The following is a 24,022-nucleotide window of genomic DNA, read 5'->3' as shown; positions in this document are numbered from 1 at the left end:
GGAAAGGGACAGTTTTAGTCATAATTAACCGGGCACAACGGACTTTGATCATGGGTGATTATCACTAAAACTGTCCCCTGCCCCCGCGCGGTCACGCGAGAGGAGCGGCCGACTACCCTTGAACACCATGAGTGCCTCTGTGTTGACGGCTGTGGCCTGGCCTTATGCCAACGGTCCGCGTCACATCGGTCATGTCTCCGGCTTCGGTGTGCCTTCGGACGTCTTCTCCCGCTACCAGCGAATGGCCGGCAACCAGGTGCTCATGGTCTCCGGCACCGACGAGCACGGGACCCCGATCTCCGTCCAGGCGGAGAAGGAGGGGCTGACCACCCGCCAGCTCGCCGACAAGTACAACCGGGTGATCACCGAGGACCTCCAGGGACTCGGCCTGTCCTACGACCTGTTCACCCGCACCACCACCGGCAACCACTACGAGGTGGTGCAGGACCTCTTCCTCGCGCTGCACCGCAACGGCTACGTGCTGCCCAAGACCACGACCGGTGCGATCAGCCCGTCCACCGGCCGCACGCTGCCCGACCGCTACATCGAGGGCACCTGCCCGATCTGCGGTTACGACGGCGCGCGCGGCGACCAGTGCGACAACTGCGGCAACCAGCTCGACCCGGCCGAGCTGAAGAACCCGGTCTCCCGGATCAACGGCGAGAAGCCGGAGTTCGTCGAGACCGAGCACCTGTTCCTCGACCTGCCCTCGTTCACCGAGTCGCTGGGCAAGTGGCTGTCCACCCGCGACGGCTGGCGGCCCAACGTGCTCAAGTTCGCGCAGAACCTCGTCGAGGACATGCGCCCGCGCGCGATCAGCCGCGACCTGGACTGGGGCGTGCCGATCCCGCTGGACGGCTGGCGCGACCAGCCCATGAAGCGCTTCTACGTGTGGTTCGACGCCGTCATCGGCTACCTGTCGGCGAGCGTCGAGTGGGCCCGCCGCACCGGTGACGCCGACGCCTGGAAGCAGTGGTGGACCGACCCGTCGGCGCAGGGCTACTACTTCATGGGCAAGGACAACATCACCTTCCACGCCCAGATCTGGCCGACGCTGCTGATGGGGCACAACGGCCAGGGCGACAAGGGCGGCGAGGTCGGCCCGTTCGGCGAGCTGAACCTGCCCGACGAGGTCGTCTCCAGCGAGTTCCTCACCATGAGCGGCTCGAAGTTCTCCACCTCGCGCGGCACCGTCATCTACGTGCGCGACTTCCTGCGCGAGTTCGGCCCGGACACCCTGCGCTACTTCATCTCGGTGGCGGGCCCGGAGAACCAGGACACCGACTTCACCTGGGACGAGTTCGTCCGCCGCACCAACTTCGAGCTGGCCAACGAGTGGGGCAACCTGGTCAACCGGTCCATCTCGATGGCGGCCAAGAACAACGGCGCCGTCCCGGCGCCGACCTCCCCGGCCCCGGCCGACGAGGAGCTCAAGGCCCAGGCCCGCGCCGCGTTCGACACCGTCGGCACCCACCTGCGCAGCTCGCGGTTCAAGGCGGCCTCGCAGGAGGCGATGCGGGTCGTCTCGGCGGCCAACAAGTACCTGTCCGACCAGGAGCCGTGGAAGCTCAAGGAGGACCCGGACCGCCGCGACGCCGTCCTGCACACCGCGCTGCAGGTCGTCTCCGACGCGAACACGCTGCTCACGCCGTTCCTGCCGCACTCCGCGCAGAAGGTGCACGAGCTGCTGGGCGGCACCGGGGTCTGGGCCGCGCAGCCGGAGATCCGCGAGGTCGACGACCTCGACGACGCTTCGCTGTCCTACCCGGTGCTGATGGGCGAGTACGCCGCCGAGCAGGCCAAGTGGGAGTCCACCGAGATCGAGGTGGGCCGCCCGCTGAACAAGCCGAAGCCGCTGTTCGCGAAGCTCGACGCCGAACTCGGCGAGACCGGCCCGGAGTGGGCCCCGATCCAGCAGGGCTGATGGGCAAGAAGACCTCCAGGAGCGAGCTGCCGCCGGTGCCCGAGGCGCTGGCGGCAGCCGCCGTCGACTCCCACACCCACCTCGACGCCTGCGGCGCCAAGACCGCCGAGGACGTCCGGGCGATGGTCGACCGCGCCCAGGGCGCCGGCGTCGGCCGGGTCGTCACCGTCGCCGACGACCTCGACTCGGCCCGCTGGGCCGTCGAGGCCGCGACCTGGGACGAGCGGGTCTTCGCCGCGGTGGCGCTGCACCCGACCCGGGCCAAGGACTTCGGCGACGAGGAGAGGGCGACGCTGGAGGAGCTCTCCGCGCACCCGCGCGTGGTGGCCATCGGCGAGACCGGCCTGGACTACTACTGGGACTACTCGCCGCCGGAGCCGCAGCAGGAGGCGTTCCGCTGGCACATCGACCTCGCCAAGCGGACCGGCAAGCCGCTGATGATCCACGACCGCGAGGCGCACGACGACATCCTGCGGATCCTGGACGAGGAGGGGGCGCCGGAGACGGTCGTCTTCCACTGCTTCTCCGGTGACGCCGAGTTCGCGAAGTCCTGCGTGGCCAAGGGATACGTGCTCTCGTTCGCCGGCACGGCGACCTTCCGGAACGCCAAAAGCCTTCGCGAGGCGGCCGAAACGGTGCCGCTGGAGCAGATGCTGGTGGAGACCGACGCGCCGTTCCTGACGCCGCACCCCTTCCGGGGACACCCCAATCAGCCCTACTGCGTCAATTACACCCTTCGTGACCTCGCCGAACTCCGCGGTATGAAGGTCGATGAGCTGGCAGTAGCCACCACCGCCACGGCCGAGCGAGTTTTCGGCCTCGATCAGGGGTAATCACACCCTTGTAGTCCTCTACGCTGCGATTTCTGGTAAGTGGCGTTCATGTTCGCCCGCTTGCGGTCCGCACGCCGACTCCTACCGTCCACTGTGGAAGCCGGAACGGGGGACACCCCGAACTCCGCCGGGAATTCCGGGCGGAGGTCCTCCAGGCCGGACCATCGGTTGTGAGGATGCACAGTGGAGTTCCATAGATTCACGAAGTGGACTGTGGCGGCTGCTATCGCTCTCAGCGGTAGTGCCCTGGTCGCGGTGGCCCCGAACGCCGCGGCAACCCCGACCGACGATCGAACCGCGGTGTGGGACCGGCTCGCCGGTTGTGAAGCCGGTGGTAACTGGGCCGCGAACACGGGCAACGGTTACTACGGCGGCCTGCAGTTCAACCGCAGCACCTGGGCCGCCTACGGAGGCGAGCGGTACAACCGCTATCCGCACCGCGCATCGCGGGAGCAGCAGATCGAGATCGCCGAGAAGGTGCGCGCCGACCGCAGCGGTTACGGCGCCTGGCCTGCTTGCGCGAGGAAGCTCGGCCTGCCGCGATGACGTGAACTCGCCGCAATTCCGCGAATGATCGTCGCGAGGGAACCTCGGTTCCCTCGCGCGAGGGGAGGGGAGGTCCGGCCCGGGTGCGCGCAGCGCCCGGGCCGGACCGGTGCGCCGGGGACTTTTCGCTGGCCCGAGCGTCGTTTTGATCTAGGGATCGCAGCTCGCGAGGCCGTGTTATATGTCACGCAAGGGGTTCGAGGGGTGGCTAACGAATCCTGTACGTGCCCCCCGAACGGCCTAATTTTTGCCGATCTTGACTACAGATCGTGTTGGGTTGCTCGGCATTCCGGGGTTATCGGACTCACATGTCGGAATCAGGTGCTTGGCGCCCTCGCATGATCACGGTAGAGTCTCGGCCCCGTAACCGATGACATCCAGTCATGGGGAACGCCCGTTAGTCTCGCCGGTGTACGTCGGGGAAGTCCGCGGTGAGCTCCACGAGCTCGTCCGGACTAGGCGGCAATTGGCTTGCGGGAGTCGGATACAGACACGAAGCACGAAGGTTGCGCACGCGCGACGAACGAGAGGGGTTGAGCGAGGAGACATGAACTCGCCCAACGGTTCTCACGTTCTCCACGTCGTGGGTGCGACTTTGCGCCTTCGGGAGGTAACGACCCTGTGAACGGACGTGGCGAGCCCAGCCATGCCGGTTTCGCGACCCCGCGGAACGACGGCTACTGGGCTGATTCCTTCGATGCGGCGACTGACTGGTTCACCCCGGTCCAGCCGACCGAGCAGCACACCGCGGTAGGCCTGCTCGACCGCCCGGACCAGCAGTGGTCCGACGAGCACCCGAGCTTCCCGCCGGGCGGTCTCGAAATCACCCCGCAGGACGTCTACGACGTTCTCGGCCCCGACGCCGAGGACGTGCTCGCGACCGCCGAGATCGACGTCGACGAGGTCATCCGGCTGATCAACGCCGAGACCACCGTCCTGCCCCCGATGAACTTCCTCGAGGCGATGCCCGAGGGCGACGCCTCCGGCGCGCTGCCGCCGCAGCAGGTCGCCGAGGGCATGACCGCCTGGAAGCGCCGCTTCCTCAAGGGTGCCGTGGCCGGTGTCCTGCTCTCGCTGACCGGCACCGGCGGCGCGGCCGCCGCGATGGACAAGTCGGTCACCGTCGAGATCGACGGCCAGGAGAAGACCGTCAGCACGTACGACGGCACCGTGGGCGAGGTCCTGGAGGACCAGGGCATCACCGTCGGCCCGCACGACGCGCTGAGCCCGTCGCCGCAGGCCGAGGTCGGCCACGGCGAGACGATCACGCTCGACCGCGGTCGCCTGATCAAGCTCAACGTGGACGGCGACGTCCGCGAGGAGTGGGTCCGCTCGGTGACCGTCGAGCAGGCGCTGCGCCAGCTCGGCGTCAACGCCGACGGCGCCGTCCTCAACGCGGACCGGAACATGGCCGTGCCCGAGCAGGGCATGGAGCTGTCGGTCCGCACCAAGAAGGACATCACCCTCATCGACGGCAGCGGTGCGCCGAAGCAGCTGAGCACCACCGCGGCCAACATCGACGAGCTGGTCAAGGAGCAGAAGCTCAACCTCGGCCCGGACGACAAGGTCACCCCGGGTGCCGACGCGAAGCTGGTCACCGGCGCCGAGGTGCGCATCGACCGCACGCAGAGCTCCGTGATCAGCGTGACCGTGCCGGTCCAGCCGCCGGTCCGCGAGATCGTCGACGACTCGATGTTCAAGGGCGAGGAGCGGGTCGAGTCCCCCGGCGAGGCCGGCGAGAAGATCCAGTTCACCCGGGTCACCAAGGTCAACGGCGAGGAGTCCGGCCGCGAGGTCGTCGACGAGAAGGTCACCAAGCAGCCGGTCGAGAAGGTCGTCCGCGTCGGTGGCAAGCCCGCGCCCAACAGCGGTGTCTGGGACAAGCTCGTCCAGTGCGAGGCGACCGGCAACTGGGCCATGAACAGCGGCAACGGCTACTACGGCGGGCTGCAGTTCGACAAGTCCACGTGGGACGCCTACGGCGGCGACCAGTACGCCCCGTACCCGCACCAGGCCAGCCGCGAGCAGCAGATCGCGGTGGCCGAGAAGGTCCGCGCCGCCCGCGGCGGCAGCTACGGCGCCTGGCCGTCCTGCTCGTCCAAGCTCGGTCTCGACTGAGCTGAGATCGCTTTCCGGGAGGCACCCGCCGACTTCGGCGGGTGCCTTCTTGCATCACCCCCGCTGACCTCGCGAAATCGGCGCGGGTAGGTTCATCGGCGTGGATGAGCAGGGGGCGTCTTTGCTGGGACCGGCCGACGTGCGTCGGCTGGCCGACGAGCTCGGCATCAAGCCGACCAAGAAGCTCGGGCAGAACTTCGTGCACGACCCGAACACGGTGCGCCGGATCGTCTCGGCCGCCGAGGTCGGCGCGGACGACGTCGCGCTGGAGGTCGGCCCGGGTCTGGGCTCGCTGACGCTCGCGCTGCTCCCCGCCGCCGGTTCCGTCGTAGCCGTGGAGATCGACCCGGTCCTGGCCGAGCGGCTGCCGCGCACCGCGCGCGAGTTCGCGCCGCAGCTGGCCGACCGGTTGACCGTGCTGCCCGCCGACGCGCTGCGGGTGCGCGCCGAGGACTTCCCGAAGCCGCCGACCGCGCTGGTCGCCAACCTGCCCTACAACGTCGCCGTGCCCGTCGTGCTGCACCTGCTCGCCGAGCTGCCGAGCCTGCGGCACGGTCTGGTCATGGTGCAGTCCGAGGTCGCCGAGCGGATGGCCGCCGAGCCCGGCAGCCGCGTCTACGGCGTGCCGAGCGCGAAGGCGGCCTGGTACGCCGACGTGCGCCGCGCGGGTCCGGTGCCGCGCAAGGTGTTCTGGCCGGTGCCCAACGTCGACTCCGGGCTGGTGGCCTTCGAGCGCGTCGACCCGCCGTCGAGCGCGCCGCGGGAGGACGTCTTCCGCGTGGTGGACGCCGCGTTCGCGCAGCGGCGCAAGGCGTTGCGGGGCGCGCTGTCCGGCTGGGCCGGTTCGGCGGCCCGCGCGGAGGAGTTGCTGCGCGCGGCCGGGATCGATCCGATGGCGCGCGGGGAGCAGTTGCGCATCGCCGATTTCGCCCGGATCGCGGAGATCGCGTCATCCGGCTCGCCGAGCTGAACCACTCGTCCGGCGGCTTGCGCACACGCGCTGCGACATCACCGAGAGTGACCGAAACGCCACCCTGGGCGGAAAAATTCCCGCTCCGACCGGTATGTGATCTGGCAAACGATTTCGGTCAGTGACCGCTATCAGCTTGCGCCTGACCCTGTCGATGGGGTCTACTATTCGGGAAATCCATCCCGAGCGGCTGAGAGACCTGGCTTGTTGACGCCGCAGCAACCACCCATCGCGGGCAGGTGCTAACGCCAGGACCGATGGAGTAGCTGTGGATTCCAACGCGCGGTTAGCGAACCTGCCTGCCTCCGGCGATGTCCGGTTCGAGGTACCCCACATCCGGGAACTGCTCACGCAGCGGCGGGTCATCGACCACGGACGGCGCACGACCTGCGCCTGTCGTCGCGAGATGTGACCCGGTCCTTCCCCCTTTTTTCTTTCCCGAGAAGTTCCCCCTGGCCGCTGCCCGAACGCGGGCGCGGTCGTCGCGAGCTGATGTGGAGCAGATCGTGATCTCTGTTGAGAACCTGACCAAGTCCTTCCAGCACAACGGCAGCACCGTCCGCGCCCTCGACGGCGTGTCGATGGAGGTCAACCCGGGTTCGGTCGTCGGCGTGGTCGGCCCGAGCGGTGCGGGGAAGTCGACGCTGGCCCGGTGCATCGCGCTGCTGGAGAAGCCCGACAGCGGTGCCATCCGCGTCGACGGCACCGACCTGGTGTCGCTGGACGGCAAGGCCCTGCGCGCCGCGCGCAGGCAGATCGGCGTTGTGCCGCAAGGGGATTCGCTGCTGCGCCAGCGCACCGCCGCGGGCAACGTGGCGCTGCCGCTGGAGGCCGCGGGCATCGGCGGACCGCAGCGCCGCCAGCGCGTCGGCGAGCTGCTCGACCTCGTCGGTCTCACCGACAAGGCGTCGGTCCACCCCGACCAGCTCTCCGGCGGGCAGCGCCAGCGCATCGCGGTCGCCCGCGCGCTGGCCGCCAAGCCGTCGGTGCTGCTGGCCGACGAGCCGACCTCCGCGCTGGACCCGACCACCACCGACTCGGTGCTGACCGTCCTGGACCGCGCGCGGGCCGAGCTCGGCGTCACCGTCCTGGTCGTCACCCACGACATGGCCGTGGTGCGCAAGCTCGCCGACGACGTCGCGGTGCTGGAGGACGGCCAGGTCGTCGAGCAGGGCAAGGTCCTGGACCTCGTCGCCGAACCCGCCAGCAGGATCAGCGGCACCCTGCTGCCCGAAACGGACCAGGCCGACCAGCTGCGTCCGACCTCCGGCCGCCACGACGTGGTCGCCGAGATCGTCCTGGTCGGCTTCGCCGCCGTGGGAGCGCTGCTCCCCGAGGCCTCCAACCGGTTCGCCGTCGACCTGGCGATCCTCGGTGGTGGCCTGACCCGCCTCGGCGACACCCCGGTCGCCAAGTTCAAGATCGGCCTCACCGGCGAGCGTTCCGAGGCGGCGCTGAAGTGGATGATCGAGCGGGACGCGCACGTTCGGCGCGCCCCGGTAAGCGTTGACGGAGTTGCTGCTGCGTGACTGATGTGACCCCCTGGTCGGAGGTCGGCGAACTACTGGGCGAGGCAACGCTCGAAACGCTTTACATGGTGCTGGTGGCGACCGTGCTGGCCGTGGTCGGCGGGTTGCCGCTGGGTGTGCTGCTGCACCTGACCTCACCGGTCGGGCTGAACCCCAAACCGGTGCTCAACAAGGTGCTCGGCGTGATCGTGGACGTGGTGCGCTCGGTGCCCTTCGTGGTGCTGCTGGTGATCCTGGCGTCGTTCACCCGGCTGCTGATCGGAACCTCGATCGGCAGCAGCGCGGTGATCGTGCCGCTGACCATCGGAGCGATCCCGTTCTTCGCGCGGCTGACGCAGAACGCCGTGCGCGAGGTCGGTTTCACCGTCGTCGAAGCCGCGATCACGACCGGATCCAGCAGGCTGCGGATCGTGTGGACGGTGCTGCTCGGGGAAGCCCGGGCGGCGCTCGTCGGCGCCGTCGGCGTCACCGCCGTGGCGCTGATCGGCTACGCCGCGATGGCCGGTGCCATCGGCGGCGGTGGCCTGGGCTCCACCGCGATCCAGGACGGCTACCAGGGCTACGACGACCGGATCCTGTGGGGATCGGTCGTGGTGCTGGGAGTGCTGGCCTTCGGGATGCAGCTGCTCACCGACCGCACCGCCAAGCTCGTCGATCGCCGGCGCACCGCCGCCGGCTGACCCGAACCCCGTTCGAGCGCACCCGTCTCACGAGGACGGTGCGTTCCCCCTGCCTGCCTGAAAAACAGGCTCGTACCCGAAAGGACGCACGACATGCGTTTGCGCTTCGCTGCGCTTCTCGCCTCGGCCGGAGTGCTGCTGGCCGCCTGCGGTGGTGGTTCCGCCGCCGAAGACCCCAACGCCCCGCTGCGGATCGGGGTCAGCCCGACGCCGCACGGCGAGATCCTGCAGTACGTCGACGACAACCTCGCCGAGCAGGCCGGGATCGACATCGAGATCGAGAAGTTCGACGACTACAACCGGCCGAACGAGGCCGTCGCCCACGGCGAGCTGGACGCGAACTACTTCCAGCACGTGCCGTACCTGGAGGAGTACCGCAAGCAGCGCGGCGGCGACTTCGCCTGGGTCGCGCCGGTGCACCTGGAGCCGCTGGCGGTGTACTCCAAGCAGGTCAAGTCGCTGGCCGAGCTGCCGGCGGGCGCCACGGTGACGCTCTCCAACGACCCGGCCAACCAGTTCCGCGGCCTGAAGCTGCTGGAGCAGGGCGGTCTGATCAAGCTCAAGCCGGAGGCCGCCGTCGGCACCCGGCTGGACGCCGCGATCGCCGAGAACCCGAAGAACCTGCAGCTCAAGGACCTGTCCCCGGACCAGCTGCCGCGCTCGGTCGACGACGCCGCCGCGGCGGTCGTCAACGGCAACTACGCGATCAAGGCGAAGCTCTCGGACCCGCTCCTGGTGGAGAACGCGCAGAACAACCCCTACGCCAACGGCCTGGTCACCACCCCGGCCCTGGCGAAGGACCCGCGCATCCTCAAGCTCGCCGAGCTCCTCCGCAGCCAGCAGGTCAAGGACTTCATCAACCAGAAGTGGGGCGGCGTCGCCGTCGTCCCCGCCTCCTGATCAGCCCGCCTCCTGATCAGCCCGCCTCCTGACCCGCGGGGTGACCCGAATACGGCCGTAATCGGACCCCCGATTACGGCCGTATTCCGTTCCCCACCCAGGGGAGACCCGATTACCGCCGTAATCCGCCGCCGGATTACCGCCGTAATCGGGTACCGGAATACGGCGGTAATCGGGTACCGGAATACCGCCGTAATCGGGTGCCGGAACACGGCGGTAATCGGGTGCCGGGATACGGCGGTAATCGGGGCGTCTGTCGGGGTTGATCGTGGCTGATCCGGACTTCGGGAACGGTGTGCGCAGGGAAGTGGGCGGTGAGGTTCTCCGGGCACGTAGGCTCTTGGTGTGCTCTCCGTGGTTCCTACACCGATCACCGTCCGCGTCCCGGCGAAGGTGAACCTCCACCTTTCGGTGGGTGACGCGCGTCCGGACGGCTACCACGAGCTGGTCACCGTCTTCCAGGCCTTGTCGCTGACCGACGACGTCACCGTGCTGGCGGCCGACGAGCCCGCCCTCGAGGTCCAGGGCGAGGGGGCGGACTCCGTCCCCACCGGTCCCGAGAACCTCGCGTGGAAGGCGGTGCGGCTGCTCGCCGAGCGCAGCGGCCGCGACCCGGAGAACCCGGGCCTGCGCATCTCGATCAACAAGGGAATCCCGGTCGCCGGCGGCATGGCCGGTGGCAGCGCCGACGCCGCCGCCACGCTGCAGGCCGTCAACCAGCTGTGGCGCCTGGAACTCGGCCGCGACGAGCTCAGCGAGATCGCCGCCCAGATCGGCAGCGACGTCCCGTTCTCGCTGCAGGGCGGCACCGCGCTGGGCACCGGCCGCGGCGAGAGCCTCGTGCCGGTGCTGGCCCGCCACACCTTCCACTGGGTCATCGCCCTGGACAAGGAAGGGCTGAGCACGCCCGGCGTCTACGGCGAGCTCGACCGGCTCCGCGCCGAGAACGGCAACGGCCGGATCGGCGAGGTGGAACCGCTGCTGGAGGCGCTGGCCTCCGGCGATCCCCGGCAGCTCGCGCTGCTGCTGGGCAACGACCTGCAGGCCGCGGCGGTCTCGCTGCGCCCGAACCTGCGCCGCACGCTGCGTGCGGGCGTGCAGGCGGGCGCGCTGGCCGGGGTCGTCTCCGGCTCCGGCCCGACCTGCGCCTTCCTGTGCACCGACGGCGAGGAGGCGGTCCGGGTGGCCGCGGAGCTCTCCGGTGCCGGCGTGTGCCGCACCGTCCGGGTCGCGCACGGTCCCGTGCCGGGGGCGAAGGTCCTCACCGAGGAACCCGCCAACCGCCCCACCCCGCCCCAAGTCCACGCGTGACGGAGTAGTCGAAAACTCGATGGTCAACCTGGTCAACCTGGAAACGGTCAGCAAGTCCTACGGCGTGCGCCCGTTGCTCGACGGCGTGTCGCTGGGCGTGTCGGAAGGCGAGCGGATCGGCGTCGTCGGCCTCAACGGCGGCGGCAAGACGACGCTGCTGGAGGTGCTGGCCGGCCTCGCCGAACCCGACGACGGCCGCGTCTCGCAGTCCCGCGACCTGCGGATGGCCGTGGTCACCCAGCGCACCGAGCTGCCGGAGGACGCCACGGTCCGCAATGCGGTGCTCGACCCGCACGGCTTCACCGCCGAGCACGAGTGGGCCGCCGACCCGCGGGTCCGGTCGGTCCTGGGCGGGCTCGGCATGACCCGCCTCGGCCTGGACACCCCGGTCAAGGACTTCTCCGGTGGCGAGCGCCGCCGGGTTGCGCTGGCCGCCGCGCTGGTGCGCGACCTGGACCTGCTGGTGCTCGACGAGCCCACCAACCACCTCGACGTCGAGGGCGTGCGCTGGCTGGCCGACCACCTGCTGGAGCGCAAGTGCGCGCTGGTGATCGTCACGCACGACCGCTGGTTCCTCGACACCGTCTGCAACCGCACCTGGGAGGTCGTGGACGGCAAGGTCGAGCAGTACGAGGGCGGCTACGCGGACTGGATCTTCGCCCGCGCCGAGCGCGCCCGCATCGCCCAGGCCACCGAGGAGCGCAGGCAGAACCTGGCCCGCAAGGAGCTCGCCTGGCTGCAGCGCGGCGCCAAGGCCCGCACCTCCAAGCCGCGCTACCGGGTGGAGGCCGCCGAGGCGCTGATCTCCGACGTCCCGGAACCGCGCGACTCCGTCGAGCTGCTGGCCTTCGCCAAGCGGCGGTTGGGCAAGACCGTCCTGGAGCTGGAGGACGTCGACCTGCGCATCGGCGACCGGGCGCTGCTGGAGAACGTGACCTGGCGGATCGGGCCCGGCGACCGGATCGGTCTGGTCGGCGTCAACGGATCCGGCAAGACCACCCTGCTCAAGCTGCTGGCCGGGGAGCGCGAACCGGACGCGGGCAAGCGCACCGAGGGCAAGACGGTGCGGATGGCGCACCTGACCCAGGAGCTGCACGACCTGCCGGGCGACTGGCGGGTGCTGGAGGCGATCGAGGACGTCGCCAAGAGCGTCACGCTCGGCAAGTACGAGCTGTCCGCCTCGCAGCTGGGGGAGCGGTTCGGGTTCGGCAAGGGGCGGCAGTGGACGCCGGTCGGGGACCTCTCCGGCGGCGAGCGGCGTCGGCTGCAGCTGGCGCGGCTGCTCATGGACGAGCCGAACGTGCTGATCCTCGACGAGCCGACGAACGACCTGGACATCGACACCCTGCAGCAGCTGGAGGACCTGCTCGACACCTGGCCGGGCACGATGGTCGTGGTCTCGCACGACCGGTACCTGGTCGAGCGGGTGTGCGACAGCGTCCACGCGCTGTTCGGCGACGGGAAGCTCACCCACCTGCCCGGCGGCATCGACGAGTACCTGCGGAAGCGGCACTCGCTGCTGGCGGCGGAGACCAGCGTCGGCAAGCAGGCCACCGACGCGCCCGCGTCGCGCAGCGGCCTGTCCGGCGCGGAGGAGCACGCGGCGCGCAAGGAGCTCGCGCGGTTCGAGCGGCAGCTCGACAAGCTCGCGAAGCGCGAGTCGGACCTGCACGAGAAGCTCGCCGAGGCGGCCACCGAGCCGGAGCGGCTCGCCGCGCTCAACGCCGATCTCCAGTCGCTGCACCAGGAGAAGGACGACCTGGAGACCCGCTGGATGGAGCTGGCCGACCAGCTCGGGTAGCGCGTCGGGGAATGCCTCGGCGAGTCCCGGATCGTAAGCTGCGTCACATGAGTCGGTTCGTGGAGACCTTGGTGGCGTCGGCTCGGCGGAACTCCGGGGAGGGCGCTCGCGGCCTCACCACCGGAGAACCCGAGGAGCCCCGGTTCCGGACGTGGGCGCAGGTGCACGACGACGCGCTGCGGATGGCCGGCGGGCTGGGCGATCAGCTGCGGCCCGGCGCGGCCGTCGCGATCCTCGCGGCCGATCCCGGTCTGATCGGGACCGCCGTGCAGGCGGTGTGGCTCGGCGGCGGGAGCGTGACGATGCTGCACCAGCCGACCCCGCGCACCGACCTCGGCCACTGGGCCGAGGACACGCTCAAGGTGCTGTCGATGATCGGCGCCGGGCTGGTGCTGCTCGGGCCGCCGTTCGAGCAGCTCGGCGGGGTCCTGGACGACAACGGCATCGCCTACCGCAACCTCGCCGGGCTCGCCGCCTCCGAGGGCGAACCGCTGCCCGGACCGGTCGAGGTCGACGAGGACGCCACCGCGCTGCTGCAGCTGACCAGCGGTTCGACCGCGGACCCGAAGGCCGTGCGGATCACCCACCGCAACCTGCACGCGAACCTGCGCGCGATGGTCACCGCCGCCGAGCTCGACCCGGAGCGGGACGTGGCCGTGTCCTGGCTGCCGCTGTTCCACGACATGGGGATGGTCGGGTGCCTGACGGTGCCGATGGCGATCGGGATGTCCGCGGTCAAGGTCACGCCGTCGGACTTCCTCGCCGGTCCGCTGCTGTGGCCGAAGCTGATCAGCAAGTACCGCGGCACGGTCACCGCGGCGCCGAACTTCGCCTACGCGGTGGTGGGGCGCCGGATGGCGCGCACTGACGAGGAGTTCGACCTGTCCAGCCTGCGGTTCACGCTCAACGGCGCGGAGCCGATCGACCCGGCGGCCGCGCAGGCGTTCACCGACGCGGGCGCGCGCTTCGGGCTCGCCCCGGACTGCATGGTGTGCGCGTTCGGCATGGCCGAGGCGACGCTGGCGGTGTCGTTCGCGCCGCTGCGGCGGGGCGTCGAGACCGACTCGGTCGACGCGGAGGCCCTGGAGAAGCGGCGCGTGGCGGAGCCGGTGGACCCCGGCGCGCCGCAGGCTCGTCGGTTCGCGCTGCTGGGGCGTCCGCTGCCGGGCCTGGAGGTCGACGTCGTCGACGACGAGGGGCGGGTGCTCGGCGACCGGCAGGTCGGGCAGCTGCGGATCCGCGGCGAGGCGGTGACCCCCGGCTACCTCACGGTGAACGGCCCGCGGGAGGTGCAGGACGCCGAGGGGTGGCTGGACACCGGCGACGAGGGGTACCTGGCGGACGGGCAGGTGGTGATCTGCGGGCGTCGCAAGGACGTGATCATCATGGGCGGCCGCAACATCTACCCGATCGACATCGAGCGAGCCGCCTGCGAGGTCTCCGGAGTGCGTCCCGGCAACGCGGCGGCGGTCCGGCTGGAGGCGGGCAGCAGGCGCGAGCGCTTCGCGGTCGTCCTGGAGTCCAAGCAGGCCGGGTCGGAGGAGGCGGAGAAGGCGCTGCGCAAGGAGGTCGTCTCCCGCGTCGTCGACGCCGTCGGCGTGCGCCCGGCCGAGGTCGTCGTCCTCCCGCCGGGAGCGCTGCCGAAGACCCCTTCGGGGAAGCTCCGCCGCGCGGCCACTGCGGACCTGGTGCCGGGTCACTAGGGGACAGTTTTAGCCATAATTGTCCCGACATTTCGGACATTGATCATGGGCAATTATGGCTAAAACTGTCCGGTGCCCGGGAGGGCTCCCGACGGGACGTCAGCGGCGGAACGTCAGTGGAACTCGTTCTGGGCGGCTTCGAGGCCCTTGGTGACCAGGGCTTCCGTCGCGTCCGCGCAGAGGTCGACGAAGTAGGCGAGCTCCTTGCGCTCGACCGTCGAGAAGTCCTTGAGGACGTAGTCGGCCGGATCCATCCGGCCGGGCGGGCGGCCGACCCCGAAGCGGACCCGCAGGTAGTCGCGGGTGCCCAGGGACTTCGAGATGGAGCGCAGGCCGTTGTGGCCGTTCTCGCCGCCGCCCTTCTTGATCCGGACCGTGCCGAAGGGCAGGTCCAGCTCGTCGTGGATGACGATCAGCGACTCGGGTGGGGTCTTGAAGAACTTCACCGCCCCGGCGACCGGGCCGCCGGAGAGGTTCATGAACGAACGCGGCTTGACCAGCACCGACCGGGCGCCGGACAGCCGTCCTTCGACGGCGTCGGCACCGGACTTGTGGGACTTGAACTTGCCGCCGATGCGCGCGGCGAGCTCGTCGGCGACGAGGAAACCGATGTTGTGCCGGTTGCCCTCGTAGCGCGGACCGGGGTTGCCCAGCCCGACGATCACAGAAACCGCGTCCGCAGTGGTCACGGAAGTAAGTCTCCCTCGTGCGGAGGCACGCCCCGCGCCGCCCCCGGTCGAGGGGACGGCGCGGGTGCGCCCGACGTCGTCAGGCTCAGGCCTCTTCGGAGGTCTCTTCCTCGGCGGCGGGCTCCTCGCCCTCGGTGGCCGACTCCTCCTCCATCGAGGCGGCGGCCTCGGAGATGTTCACGACCATGGCCTCCGGGTCGCCCTGCAGGGTCGAGCCCTTCGGCAGCTTGAGGTCGGAGACGTGCAGCTGGGTGCCGATCTCCAGGCCCTCGATGGACAGCTCGACCTGCTCCGGGATGTGCAGCGCCTCGGCCTCGATCTCGACCTCGGTGAGCTCCTGGCTGACCAGGGCGCCGGAGGCGGCGTCGCCGGTGATGACGATCGGGACGTTGACGGTGACCTTCTCGCCGCGCTTGACCAGCAGCAGGTCCACGTGCTCGATGTAGCCCTTGATCGGGTGGGCGGTGATGGTCTTGGTCAGCGCGAGCTCGTCGGCGGAGCCCTGGACCTCGAGGGTCAGAACCGCGTTGTGCCCGTTCTCACGGACGGCGCGGGCGAACTCGACGCTGGGCAGCGACAGGTGCTTCGGGTCGGCGCCGTGGCCGTAGAGGACCGCGGGGATCTTGCCGGCACGGCGGGTGCGGCGGGCCGCTCCCTTGCCGAACTCGTTGCGCTGCTCGACTGCGATTCGTACCTCGGACACGGTGCTGCACTCCTTGATGACGTCGGGCGGAACGTGAGTTGTTCGCTGGCCTGCGGCGGTGGGGCGCGCTTCTGGAGAGATCGACGGGCGCCGGTGGAAAAGCGGCACCAGGGGAGTGCGCGACATCAGTGCGCCGGAGGAGAAATCGACCGACCATCACCGTGCCACCGCGCCGATCACGCCGGGCGGACGTCCCGACCTCGCCGAGGCAACCCGAATAGTCTAAACGGTGCTTGCATAGACGTTTTCGCACGGGTGGACCCCCACCCGATCGGTGACCCGGATTACACGCGGGAGGGTCCGGAAATCGTTGAACGTTCACGGATGTTGCGGTGGGGTGGAGAGACCCGTCCCAGCCCCAGGAGTGATCCGATGACCACCGCCCAGTCCGAGCTCGCGCTCGACCCCCAGGCTCAGGACCTGCTGTTCCGCGAGGCCCGCACCGCCAACACCTTCAGCGACGAGCCCGTCACCGACGAGCAGGTCCAGGCCATCTACGACCTGGTCAAGTGGGCTCCGACCTCGATGAACCAGCAGCCGCTGCGGATCGTGCTGCTGCGCTCCGCCGAGGCCAAGCAGCGCCTGCTGCCGCACCTGATGGAGGGCAACCGGGCCAAGACCGAGCAGGCCCCGCTGGTGGCGATCCTGGCCGCGGACACCGAGTTCCACGAGAACCTGCCGAGGCTCTTCCCGCACAGCCCCGGTGCCAAGGACATCTTCGCCGACCCCGGTTTCCGGGAGCAGAACGCCAAGCTCAACGCCACGCTGCAGGCGGGTTACTTCTTCCTCGGCGTTCGCGCGGCGGGTCTGGCCGTCGGCCCGATGACCGGCCTGGACGCCGCGGGCATCAACGCCGAGTTCTTCCCCGAGGGCGACCGGCAGACCCTCGTCGTCGCCAACATCGGCAAGCCGGGCGAGAACCCCTGGTTCGATCGCCTCCCGCGCCTCGACTACGACGAGGTCGTCACCACCCTCTGACCCTGTGATGGGGGAAGTTTTCATGAAAACCGTCCCCACCCACGACCCTCGAAGTTTTCATGAAAACTTCCCTCCCCGTGGGGACGGAAGGTCCGTGGAGATCCTCATCGTGGGGAAGTTTTCATGAAAACTGTCCCGACACTTCGTCACCGAAGTTCTCATGAAAACTTCCCCACCTCCGGACGGCGAAAGGCCCCGGTCCGCCTGGACCGGGGCCTTTCGCGTCGACGGGGACCGTCAGGCGCGGCCGTCGAAGAGGCTGGTGACCGAGCCGTCCTCGAAGACCTGGTGGATCGCCTCGGCGACGAGCGGGGCGATCGACAGGACGGTGAGGTTGTCGAACCGGCGCTCCTCCGGGATGGGGAGCGTGTTGGTCAGCACGACCTCCTTGGCGCCGCAGGACGACAGCCGCTCCACGGCCGGGCCCGACAGGACCGCGTGGGTGGAGGCGATGATGACGTCGCTGGCGCCGGCCTCGAGCAGCTGCTCGGTGGCCTTGGTGATGGTGCCGCCGGTGTCGATCATGTCGTCGACCAGCACGCACAGCCGGCCCTCGACGTCACCGACGACGCGGTTGGCGACCACCTGGTTGGGCTTGCTGGGGTCGCGGGTCTTGTGGATGAACGCCAGCGGCGTGCCACCCAGGTCGTCGGCCCACTTCTCGGCGACGCGCACACGACCGGAGTCCGGGGAGACCACGGTGATGTTCTGGTCGGTGTAGGTCTCGCTGATGTAGCTGGCGAGCAGCTTCTGCGCCATCAGGTGGTCCACCGGACCGTCGAAGAAGCCCTGGATCTGGTCGGTGTGCAGGTCCACGACCATGATCCGGTCGGCGCCGGCGGTCTTGAACAGGTCCGCCATCAGCCGCGCCGAGATCGGCTCGCGGCCCTTGTGCTTCTTGTCCTGACGGGCGTAGCCGTAGAACGGGATGACCACGGTGATGCGCTTGGCGCTGGCGCGCTTGAGCGCGTCCACCATGATCAGCTGTTCCATGATCGCGTCGTTCAGCGGCGTGCAGTGCGACTGGATCACGAAGGCATCGCAGCCACGAACGGACTCGTCGTAGCGCACGAAGATCTCGCCGTTGGCGAACTGGTACGCGGCCTGGGGCGTGACCGTCACGTCGAGCTGCTTGGCCACCTCCTCGGCAAGTTCCGGGTGGCTGCGGCCCGAGAAGAGCTTGAGGCTCTTCTTCGGGGTTGCAGACATGGCACTCACGGTCATCGTCCCTCCCCGTTCGACGTCTCTGCGTCATCGGTCGGTTCATCGCCCATAGCCCGCTGGGCGGCCTGGTCGGCGGCGGTGCCCGGGCGGCGCTTGGCCACCCAGCCATCGATGTTGCGTTGCCTCCCGCGGGCGACCGCCATCGCGCCCGGGGGGACATCTTGGGTGATCACCGAACCGGCGGCGGTGTAGGCGCCGTCGCCGATCTCGACCGGTGCGACGAACATGTTGTCGGCTCCGGTGCGCGAGTGGGATCCGATCTTGGTGTGATGCTTGTTCACACCGTCGTAGTTGACGAAGACGCTGGCGGCGCCGATGTTGGTCTGCTCGCCGATCGTCGCGTCGCCCACGTAGGTCAGGTGCGGCACCTTCGTGCCGTCGCCGATGTCGGCGTTCTTGGTCTCCACGAACGTGCCGATCTTGCCCTTGGCGCCCAGCGAGGTGCCCGGCCGCAGGTAGGCGAACGGGCCGACGCTGGCGTTCGGGCCGATCTCCGCGCCCTCGCCGTGCGTGCGCACCACGGAGGAGCCGGGGTGGATCGCGCAGCGCGTCAGCGTGGTGTCCGGGCCGATGGTCGCGCCCTCGCCGACGGTGGTGCCGGCGCGCAGCTGCACGCCCGGCTCCAGCGTCACGTCGCGGGCCAGCGTCACGTCGCAGTCCAGCCACACCGTGGCCGGGTCGACGACGGTGACGCCCTCGCGCATCCAGCCGGTGACCAGGCGGCGGTTGAGCTCGGAGCCGAGCCGGGACAGCTGCACCCGGTCGTTGACGCCCTCGACCAGCCACCGGTCGGCGCAGATCAGCGTGCCGACGTCGCGGCCGTCGCCGCGCGCGATGGACAGCACGTCGGTGAGGTAGAGCTCGCCCTGGGCGTTGTCGGTGGACAGCCGCTTGAGCGCGCCGGTGAGGACTTCCGCGTCGAAGGCGTAGACCCCGGAGTTGATCTCGGTGATCGCCGCCTGCTCGGGCGTGGCGTCCTTCTGCTCGACGATGCCGGTGACCTGGCCGTCGGCGTCGCGGGTGATCCGGCCGTAGCCGGTCGGGTCGTCGACGACCGCGGTGAGCACCGTGACGGCGTTGCCGGTGGTGGCGTGCTCGTCGAGCATCGCGCGCAGCGTCTCGGCGTCGAGCAGCGGCACGTCGCCGTAGCTGACCAGCACCGTTCCGGTGAGCCCGTCGGGGAGCTCGGACAGGCCGCAGGACACGGCGTGCCCGGTGCCCAGCTGCTCCTCCTGGACGGCGGTGGTGACCGGGCGGCCCAGCGCGTCGGCGACCGAGCTCAGGTGCTCGGCGACGGCGTCGCGGCCGTGCCCGAGCACGACGACCAGCTGATCCGGATCGATTCCTGCGGCGGCGCGAACGGCGTGCTCGACGAGGGGGCGCCCGGCTAGCCGGTGCAGCACCTTCGGTGTCGCCGATCGCATCCTGGTGCCCTCCCCGGCGGCCAGCACCACGGTGCTGACCGGTTCCGGGTGCGCAGCAGCGCGCTGAGAGGAGGGCTGGGCGGTGTCGCCCTGGAGCATCAGCGCTCTCCCTTGATCTCTAGATGCGGCCTGCCGAGCCCGGAGTCCCGGTGCCGGCCGACGTGCCTGTTGCGTCCAAGCGGGTGAAGGGTAACCGGACCGGTCGCCCCGCACCTCGGGCGCCCCTGCCCTTCCGGCAGCAGCTGAGATGGTACCGCCGCTCGGCTCTGCGGATGCGGACGAAACGGGCCTCTAGCTGGGCGAATGTGATCTTGCCCCGATGTGTTGACAGAGCCCCTCAGCGAGCGTCCGGCGGGATCCAGACGGCTTGATCGATCTCGGAGGGTGGCTCGACCGGGGGAGGCTCGGCGGGGTCGTTGACTCCGGAGAGTGCTGTGACGCGGTTCCCGCCGTTGCGCTTCGACTGGTACATCGCGGCGTCCGCGCGCGCCAGCACCTGCGCGGCCGACTCCTGCGGGCGCATCGCGACCACGCCGATCGACAGCGTCACACCGCGGGAGAGCTCCGGCGGCAACCCGTCGACCGCCTCGACGGTGCGGTGCAGGGCCTGCTCGGCCGCGGAGAGCGTGGCGCCGGGCAGCAGGACCACGAACTCGTCACCGCCGTAGCGGGCGACGAAGTCGTCGGTGCGCAGCGTGTCGCGCAGGTTGCGCGCGACGGTGCGCAGCACGTCGTCGCCCTCGGCGTGCGAGCAGCGGTCGTTGACGCCCTTGAAGCCGTCCAGGTCGACCAGCGCGACCGCCAGCGGCTGCACTTCCGGTGTGCTGAGCAGGGTTTCCAGCCGGTCGTCGAGCGCGCGCCGGTTGGACAGGCCGGTCAGCGGGTCCTCGCGGGCCTGCCGGGTGATCGCGTCGTGCTTGTGGCTCAGCCGCGAGTTCTCCAGGCGCGTGGCCAAAGTGGACACCCGCGTCTCGCGCATCGCCCACAGCTCGGTCTCCAGCTCCAGCGCGTAGTCGCGCAGCGCGTCCCGCGGCCGGTCCGGCGCCAGCTCGGTGAGCAGCGCGAACTCCCGGGCCAGCGAGATCCGCAGGGTCGGTTCGGAGGAGTCGTGGTTGAGGCTGGTCAGCGTCTCCGACAGCACGCGCACGGCGTCGTCGCGGTGATCGCCGCGCACCAGGCAGCGGGACAGCGCGATCGCCATGATGATCTGCTCCCGCGGGTGCATCGAGCGGTCGAGGTGCCGCATCTCCTCCAGCCGCGTGATGTGGTCGGCCGAGGGGGAGGCCAGGGCGTGCGCGGCGCCCAGCACCGGCATCTGCTCGGCGGCGGTCCGGTTGGACACGCGCGGGAACAGCGACTCCCGCCACGGGCCCTCGACGGCGACGGCCAGGGCGGAGGCGGTGGAGAACTGGCTGGCGGCCTCGTCGGACAGGCCGACGCGCTCCAGCCGCAGTCCCCAGCCCAGCTGCATCCGGCAGCGGTTGATCATGTGCACGGCGATCTCGTGCGGCCCGCCGCTCTCGCGGATGCGCTGGTGGGCGCGCGCCATCACCTCGTCGGCCATCTCGTAGACGCCGAGCTGGGTGAGCACCAGGCCGATGTCGATCAGCGAGGTCGCCAGCAGCCGCTCCCAGGAGCGGCGGCCCAGGGTGCGGTCGGGGGCCAGCTCCTCGTCGAGCATGGCCAGGCCGTGCGCGACCTCGGTCAGCGCGGTGTCCTCGGCGCCGACGAGCAGGGCTCGGCGGCCGCGCAGCGCGTGGGCGTCGGCCTGCAGCACTTCGAGACCGTGCCGCTTGGTGTGGCTGAGCAGCTCGTCGAGGAGTTCGTCGGCGCTGTCGACCAGTTCGGCCGTGGTCAGGCGCATGGCGGCGCAGTGCCGCAGCAGCTGGGCGACGATGCGCGGTTCGCCCCGGCGCTGGGCTTCGAGCAGCAGGTTGTCGGCTTCGCGGAGCGTGTTGGACTGGCCGGCCGGGTCGCCGTGCTGGCCGACCGCGTTGAGTTCGCGAGCGCGACCGACCAACCACGCGTCGGACACCTCGCCCAGCGTGGTCACCGGATCTTCGCGCAATGCGGCAGTGTCGTCGCGCAGCGGCGCACACCCCCTGTTCACCTTGTCCCCCGGGCTGCCCGGGCGGTGCGCGTCGCCGCGCACCGCGTCGGGCCCGGGAGGGCTGCTCGCTCCGCCGCCAGGATTCGAACCTGGACCATCGGAACCAAAATCCGAGGTGCTGCCTTTACACCACGGCGGATCGGGCGCGTCGGGCCCCCGGAACCGGGCGTTGCGCACCGGCGCCGCAGCGTGAGCTTACCGGTCGGTGACAACGACCGGTGTCGGCCTGTCGAGATCGTCACGTGGTCGGCGGAATCGGTGTCCGGCTCGGTGTCGCGGCCGGGGTTGCGCCCGGGTCGGGGACGGGGTGCCGGGCGGCAGGGCGGAGCGAGGGGTTGCCGCCGTTGCGGTCGGGGAGTCGGGGGCAGGCGGGGGCTGAGGCTCGGAAGCCCGCACGGCTGGTTCTGGGCAGGCACACCGTGGGGACGGAGATCGACTGCGCCCGGTTGCACGGCGCGATGCGGACGATCGGGTGAACACGAAACCCGAGACACGCCCGGAACGCAGCGACACGCCGCTTTTTTCGTTCGGGGGGTGACGATTTCGCATCGAACAACTTACGCTAGCGTAGGTTACGGTCCCGTAGGGTGGAGGTGTTGCGGAGGCCGTGATCGTCGGGCGTGGAACCGAAGTTTTCCCACCTCCTCAAGCCATTCGAGGTATTGAGCATGACCGCAGCAACCGAGTCGGTGACCCCACCTCAACCCAGTCGTGAGTCCGGACCCAAGCCGCTGACCGCCGGCCGGCGCCCGATGATCGGGCACCTGTCGGTGTACGTGTTCGTCCTGGTCCCGTTCGCGGCGCTACTGCTGGCGGTGCCCGCCGCCTGGGGCTGGGGACTGGGCTGGGTCGACGTCGGCTTGGCCGCTGTCTTCTACTTCTTCTCCGGGCTGGGCGTGACCGTCGGTTTCCACCGCTACTTCACGCACGGCTCGTTCAAGGCGAACCGCGGCGTCAAGTTGTTCCTCGCCATCACCGGGATGATGGCCGTGCAGGGTCCGGTGATCACCTGGGTCGCCGACCACCGCAGGCACCACGCCTACTCCGACCGCGACGGCGACCCGCACTCCCCGTGGCGCTTCGGCTCCTCGCCGGCCGCCCTGGCCAAGGGCTTCTGGTACTCCCACATGGGTTGGCTGTTCGAGCGCGACCTGACCAACCACGACCGCTTCGCGCCGGACCTGCAGAAGGACGCCGAGCTGGTGCGCGTCGACAAGCTGTTCCCGCTGTGGACCGCGCTGAGCCTGGTGCTTCCCGGCATCCTCGGCGGCCTGATCACCTGGTCCGTCTGGGGCGGCGTCACCGCGTTCTTCTGGGCCGGTCTGGTGCGCGTCTCGCTGCTGCACCACGTGACCTGGTCGGTGAACTCGATCTGCCACATGATCGGTGAGCGCCCGTTCAAGAGCCGCGACAAGGCGTCCAACTTCTGGCCGCTGGCGATCCTGTCGTTCGGCGAGTCCTGGCACAACTCGCACCACGCCGACCCGACCTGCGCGCGGCACGGCGTGCTGCGCGGCCAGCTGGACATCTCGGCGCGCACCATCTGGATCTTCGAGAAGCTGGGCTGGGCCTGGAAGGTCCGCTGGCCCAACGAGCAGCGCCTCGCGCGCATCGCGGTCACCGACTACAAGGGCTGACCGCGCCGAACCACGGTGCCCGCGCGGTGATCGCCGCGCGGGCACCTCTGTGTCTCGGGCCTGCACCGCGAGTGCGGCGGAGCCGTTGTTTCAGGTGTGGGACTCAGCCGGCACTGCCGCGGGTTCTGACACGTCGTCTGGCGAGTACGCCGCGACGCCGCGTATTGGCATACATCAGGAGTGGCGCACGGAGTCCAGGCGGCGTGTCAGGTTCCGCTACCCGCACCGCCACGCAAAGTAACCACGACACAGGTCTTAGGGTGGGTCGTTGTGGCAGGACGGAGACGTGGGCGGAACGCGCCCGAGACGGCGGCGCCCACGCGGGCTCCAGCGCGGCCGCGCGCGCGGATGACCGGTAAGGAACGACGCCAGCAGCTGCTGGACGTGGCGCGCGCGCTGTTCGCGGAGAAGGGGTTCGACGGGACCTCCATCGAGGAGATCGCGCACCGCGCCGGGGTCTCCAAGCCAGTGGTCTACGAGCACTTCGGCGGCAAGGAGGGCGTCTACGCGGTCGTGGTCGACCGCGAGATGCGCGACCTGCTGGACCTGATCGTCTCGGCGCTCGACGCCGGGCACCCCCGGGTGCTGCTGGAGCAGGCCGCGCACGCCCTGGTCGACTACATCGACGAGAACACCGACGGCTTCCGCGTGCTGGTCCGCGACTCGCCGGTGGCCAGCAGCAGCGGCACCTTCTCCAGCCTGCTCAACGACATCGCCAGCCAGGTCGAGCACATCTTGGGGCTGCAGTTCTCCGCCCGCGGCTACGACGCCAAGCTCGCCCCGCTCTACAGCCAGGCGCTGGTGGGCATGGTCGCGCTGACCGGCCAGTGGTGGCTGGAGGCGCGCAAGCCCAAGAAGGAGGAGGTGGCCGCTCACCTGGTCAACCTCGCCTGGAACGGGCTGTCCGGGCTGGAGCACAAGCCCAAGCCGATGACCCGGTGA

At 70.0% G+C, this 24,022-nt stretch carries 18 protein-coding genes, 1 tRNA gene, 1 pseudogene and 1 riboswitch; of the genes and pseudogenes, 14 read left to right on the top strand and 6 right to left on the bottom strand.

Annotation, left to right across the window (positions count from 1 at the left end; all coding sequences use genetic code 11):
• Positions 1-127 precede the first annotated feature (127 nt).
• From metG to QFW96_RS24960, 11 genes and pseudogenes are all read left to right on the top strand, one after another.
• Positions 128-1,924, top strand: coding sequence for a methionine--tRNA ligase (gene metG / locus QFW96_RS25010; RefSeq protein ID WP_281458167.1), 1,797 nt, complete (start codon positions 128-130; stop codon positions 1,922-1,924).
• Positions 1,924-2,757, top strand: coding sequence for a TatD family hydrolase (locus tag QFW96_RS25005; protein ID WP_281458166.1), 834 nt, complete (start codon positions 1,924-1,926; stop codon positions 2,755-2,757). The genes metG and QFW96_RS25005 overlap by 1 nt, the downstream gene beginning before the upstream one ends.
• A 297-nt stretch (positions 2,758-3,054) precedes the next feature.
• A pseudogene (locus tag QFW96_RS25000) lies at positions 3,055-3,303 on the top strand (transglycosylase family protein); the annotation flags it as partial.
• Positions 3,304-3,924: 621 nt separating this feature from the next.
• Positions 3,925-5,421: a resuscitation-promoting factor gene (locus QFW96_RS24995; RefSeq protein WP_281458165.1), complete on the top strand. Its 1,497-nt coding sequence runs from the start codon at positions 3,925-3,927 to the stop codon at positions 5,419-5,421.
• Between the two features lie 100 nt (positions 5,422-5,521).
• Positions 5,522-6,391, top strand: a complete 870-nt coding sequence (rsmA, locus tag QFW96_RS24990) for a 16S rRNA (adenine(1518)-N(6)/adenine(1519)-N(6))-dimethyltransferase RsmA (RefSeq protein ID WP_281458164.1) — start codon at positions 5,522-5,524, stop codon at positions 6,389-6,391.
• Between the two features lie 174 nt (positions 6,392-6,565).
• Positions 6,566-6,655: riboswitch (SAM riboswitch) on the top strand.
• Positions 6,656-6,897: 242 nt separating this feature from the next.
• Positions 6,898-7,920 carry a methionine ABC transporter ATP-binding protein gene (locus QFW96_RS24985; RefSeq protein WP_281458163.1) on the top strand — a complete coding sequence of 341 codons (1,023 nt, stop codon included), beginning with the start codon at positions 6,898-6,900 and terminating at the stop codon, positions 7,918-7,920.
• Positions 7,917-8,600: a methionine ABC transporter permease gene (locus tag QFW96_RS24980; protein WP_281458162.1), complete on the top strand. Its 684-nt coding sequence runs from the start codon at positions 7,917-7,919 to the stop codon at positions 8,598-8,600. Before QFW96_RS24985 ends, QFW96_RS24980 begins: the two co-directional genes overlap by 4 nt.
• Positions 8,601-8,693: 93 nt before the next feature.
• Positions 8,694-9,500 carry a MetQ/NlpA family ABC transporter substrate-binding protein gene (locus tag QFW96_RS24975; RefSeq protein ID WP_281458161.1) on the top strand — a complete coding sequence of 269 codons (807 nt, stop codon included), beginning with the start codon at positions 8,694-8,696 and terminating at the stop codon, positions 9,498-9,500.
• Positions 9,501-9,854: 354 nt separating this feature from the next.
• On the top strand, positions 9,855-10,811 hold the full coding sequence (locus QFW96_RS24970) for a 4-(cytidine 5'-diphospho)-2-C-methyl-D-erythritol kinase (protein ID WP_281458205.1): 957 nt from the start codon (positions 9,855-9,857) through the stop codon (positions 10,809-10,811).
• Between the two features lie 19 nt (positions 10,812-10,830).
• Entirely contained in the window at positions 10,831-12,612 is a 1,782-nt protein-coding gene (locus QFW96_RS24965; RefSeq protein WP_281458160.1) for an ABC-F family ATP-binding cassette domain-containing protein, read from the top strand.
• Between the two features lie 47 nt (positions 12,613-12,659).
• Complete coding sequence (locus tag QFW96_RS24960) at positions 12,660-14,315, top strand: fatty acyl-AMP ligase (RefSeq protein WP_281458159.1); 1,656 nt, start codon at positions 12,660-12,662, stop codon at positions 14,313-14,315.
• Positions 14,316-14,428: 113 nt separating this feature from the next.
• Here the strand turns inward: QFW96_RS24960 and pth are convergent, their stop codons facing one another.
• Positions 14,429-15,004 (bottom strand): aminoacyl-tRNA hydrolase, encoded by a 576-nt coding sequence (gene pth / locus QFW96_RS24955; protein WP_281458158.1) that lies wholly within the window; start codon positions 15,002-15,004, stop codon positions 14,429-14,431.
• A gap of 85 nt (positions 15,005-15,089) precedes the next feature.
• Positions 15,090-15,707, bottom strand: a complete 618-nt coding sequence (locus QFW96_RS24950) for a 50S ribosomal protein L25/general stress protein Ctc (RefSeq protein ID WP_281458157.1) — start codon at positions 15,705-15,707, stop codon at positions 15,090-15,092.
• 372 nt (positions 15,708-16,079) lie between these two features.
• On the opposite strand from QFW96_RS24950, the gene QFW96_RS24945 reads away from it, so the two are divergent.
• Positions 16,080-16,685 (top strand): malonic semialdehyde reductase, encoded by a 606-nt coding sequence (locus QFW96_RS24945; RefSeq protein ID WP_281458156.1) that lies wholly within the window; start codon positions 16,080-16,082, stop codon positions 16,683-16,685.
• 237 nt (positions 16,686-16,922) lie between these two features.
• Here the strand turns inward: QFW96_RS24945 and QFW96_RS24940 are convergent, their stop codons facing one another.
• From QFW96_RS24940 to QFW96_RS24925, 4 genes are all read right to left on the bottom strand, one after another.
• Positions 16,923-17,894, bottom strand: a complete 972-nt coding sequence (locus QFW96_RS24940; RefSeq protein ID WP_281458155.1) for a ribose-phosphate diphosphokinase — start codon at positions 17,892-17,894, stop codon at positions 16,923-16,925.
• 11 nt (positions 17,895-17,905) lie between these two features.
• Positions 17,906-19,432: a bifunctional UDP-N-acetylglucosamine diphosphorylase/glucosamine-1-phosphate N-acetyltransferase GlmU gene (gene glmU / locus QFW96_RS24935; RefSeq protein WP_281458154.1), complete on the bottom strand. Its 1,527-nt coding sequence runs from the start codon at positions 19,430-19,432 to the stop codon at positions 17,906-17,908.
• A gap of 238 nt (positions 19,433-19,670) precedes the next feature.
• Positions 19,671-21,401, bottom strand: a complete 1,731-nt coding sequence (locus QFW96_RS24930) for a GGDEF domain-containing protein (RefSeq protein ID WP_281458153.1) — start codon at positions 21,399-21,401, stop codon at positions 19,671-19,673.
• 110 nt (positions 21,402-21,511) lie between these two features.
• Positions 21,512-21,582: transfer RNA gene (locus tag QFW96_RS24925), tRNA-Gln, on the bottom strand.
• 529 nt (positions 21,583-22,111) lie between these two features.
• On the opposite strand from QFW96_RS24925, the gene QFW96_RS24920 reads away from it, so the two are divergent.
• Together QFW96_RS24920 and QFW96_RS24915 are read left to right on the top strand one after the other, a co-directional pair.
• Positions 22,112-23,080: an acyl-CoA desaturase gene (locus tag QFW96_RS24920; protein ID WP_281458152.1), complete on the top strand. Its 969-nt coding sequence runs from the start codon at positions 22,112-22,114 to the stop codon at positions 23,078-23,080.
• 348 nt (positions 23,081-23,428) lie between these two features.
• The gene (locus QFW96_RS24915; protein ID WP_093415198.1) at positions 23,429-24,022 is read left to right on the top strand and encodes a TetR/AcrR family transcriptional regulator; all 594 of its coding nucleotides are present in this window, start codon (positions 23,429-23,431) and stop codon (positions 24,020-24,022) included.

It is taken from the genome of Saccharopolyspora ipomoeae (genome assembly GCF_029952525.1).
Taxonomy (GTDB): Bacteria; Actinomycetota; Actinomycetes; order Mycobacteriales; family Pseudonocardiaceae; genus Saccharopolyspora; species Saccharopolyspora ipomoeae.
This window is presented reverse-complemented; position numbering and strand designations above follow the sequence as displayed.

Bases quoted from the DNA above. Each gene is read 5' to 3' on its own strand.
- QFW96_RS24965 (WP_281458160.1), top strand. From the start codon at position 10,831: ATGGTCAACCTGGTCAACCTGGAAACGGTCAGCAAGTCCTACGGCGTG.
- QFW96_RS24920 (WP_281458152.1), top strand. From the start codon at position 22,112: ATGACCGCAGCAACCGAGTCGGTGACCCCACCTCAACCCAGTCGTGAG.
- QFW96_RS24915 (WP_093415198.1), top strand. From the start codon at position 23,429: ATGACCGGTAAGGAACGACGCCAGCAGCTGCTGGACGTGGCGCGCGCG.
- QFW96_RS25005 (WP_281458166.1), top strand. From the start codon at position 1,924: ATGGGCAAGAAGACCTCCAGGAGCGAGCTGCCGCCGGTGCCCGAGGCG.
- QFW96_RS24960 (WP_281458159.1), top strand. From the start codon at position 12,660: ATGAGTCGGTTCGTGGAGACCTTGGTGGCGTCGGCTCGGCGGAACTCC.
- metG (WP_281458167.1), top strand. From the start codon at position 128: ATGAGTGCCTCTGTGTTGACGGCTGTGGCCTGGCCTTATGCCAACGGT.
- QFW96_RS24975 (WP_281458161.1), top strand. From the start codon at position 8,694: ATGCGTTTGCGCTTCGCTGCGCTTCTCGCCTCGGCCGGAGTGCTGCTG.
- QFW96_RS24940 (WP_281458155.1), bottom strand. From the start codon at position 17,894: ATGTCTGCAACCCCGAAGAAGAGCCTCAAGCTCTTCTCGGGCCGCAGC.
- glmU (WP_281458154.1), bottom strand. From the start codon at position 19,432: ATGCTCCAGGGCGACACCGCCCAGCCCTCCTCTCAGCGCGCTGCTGCG.
- QFW96_RS24945 (WP_281458156.1), top strand. From the start codon at position 16,080: ATGACCACCGCCCAGTCCGAGCTCGCGCTCGACCCCCAGGCTCAGGAC.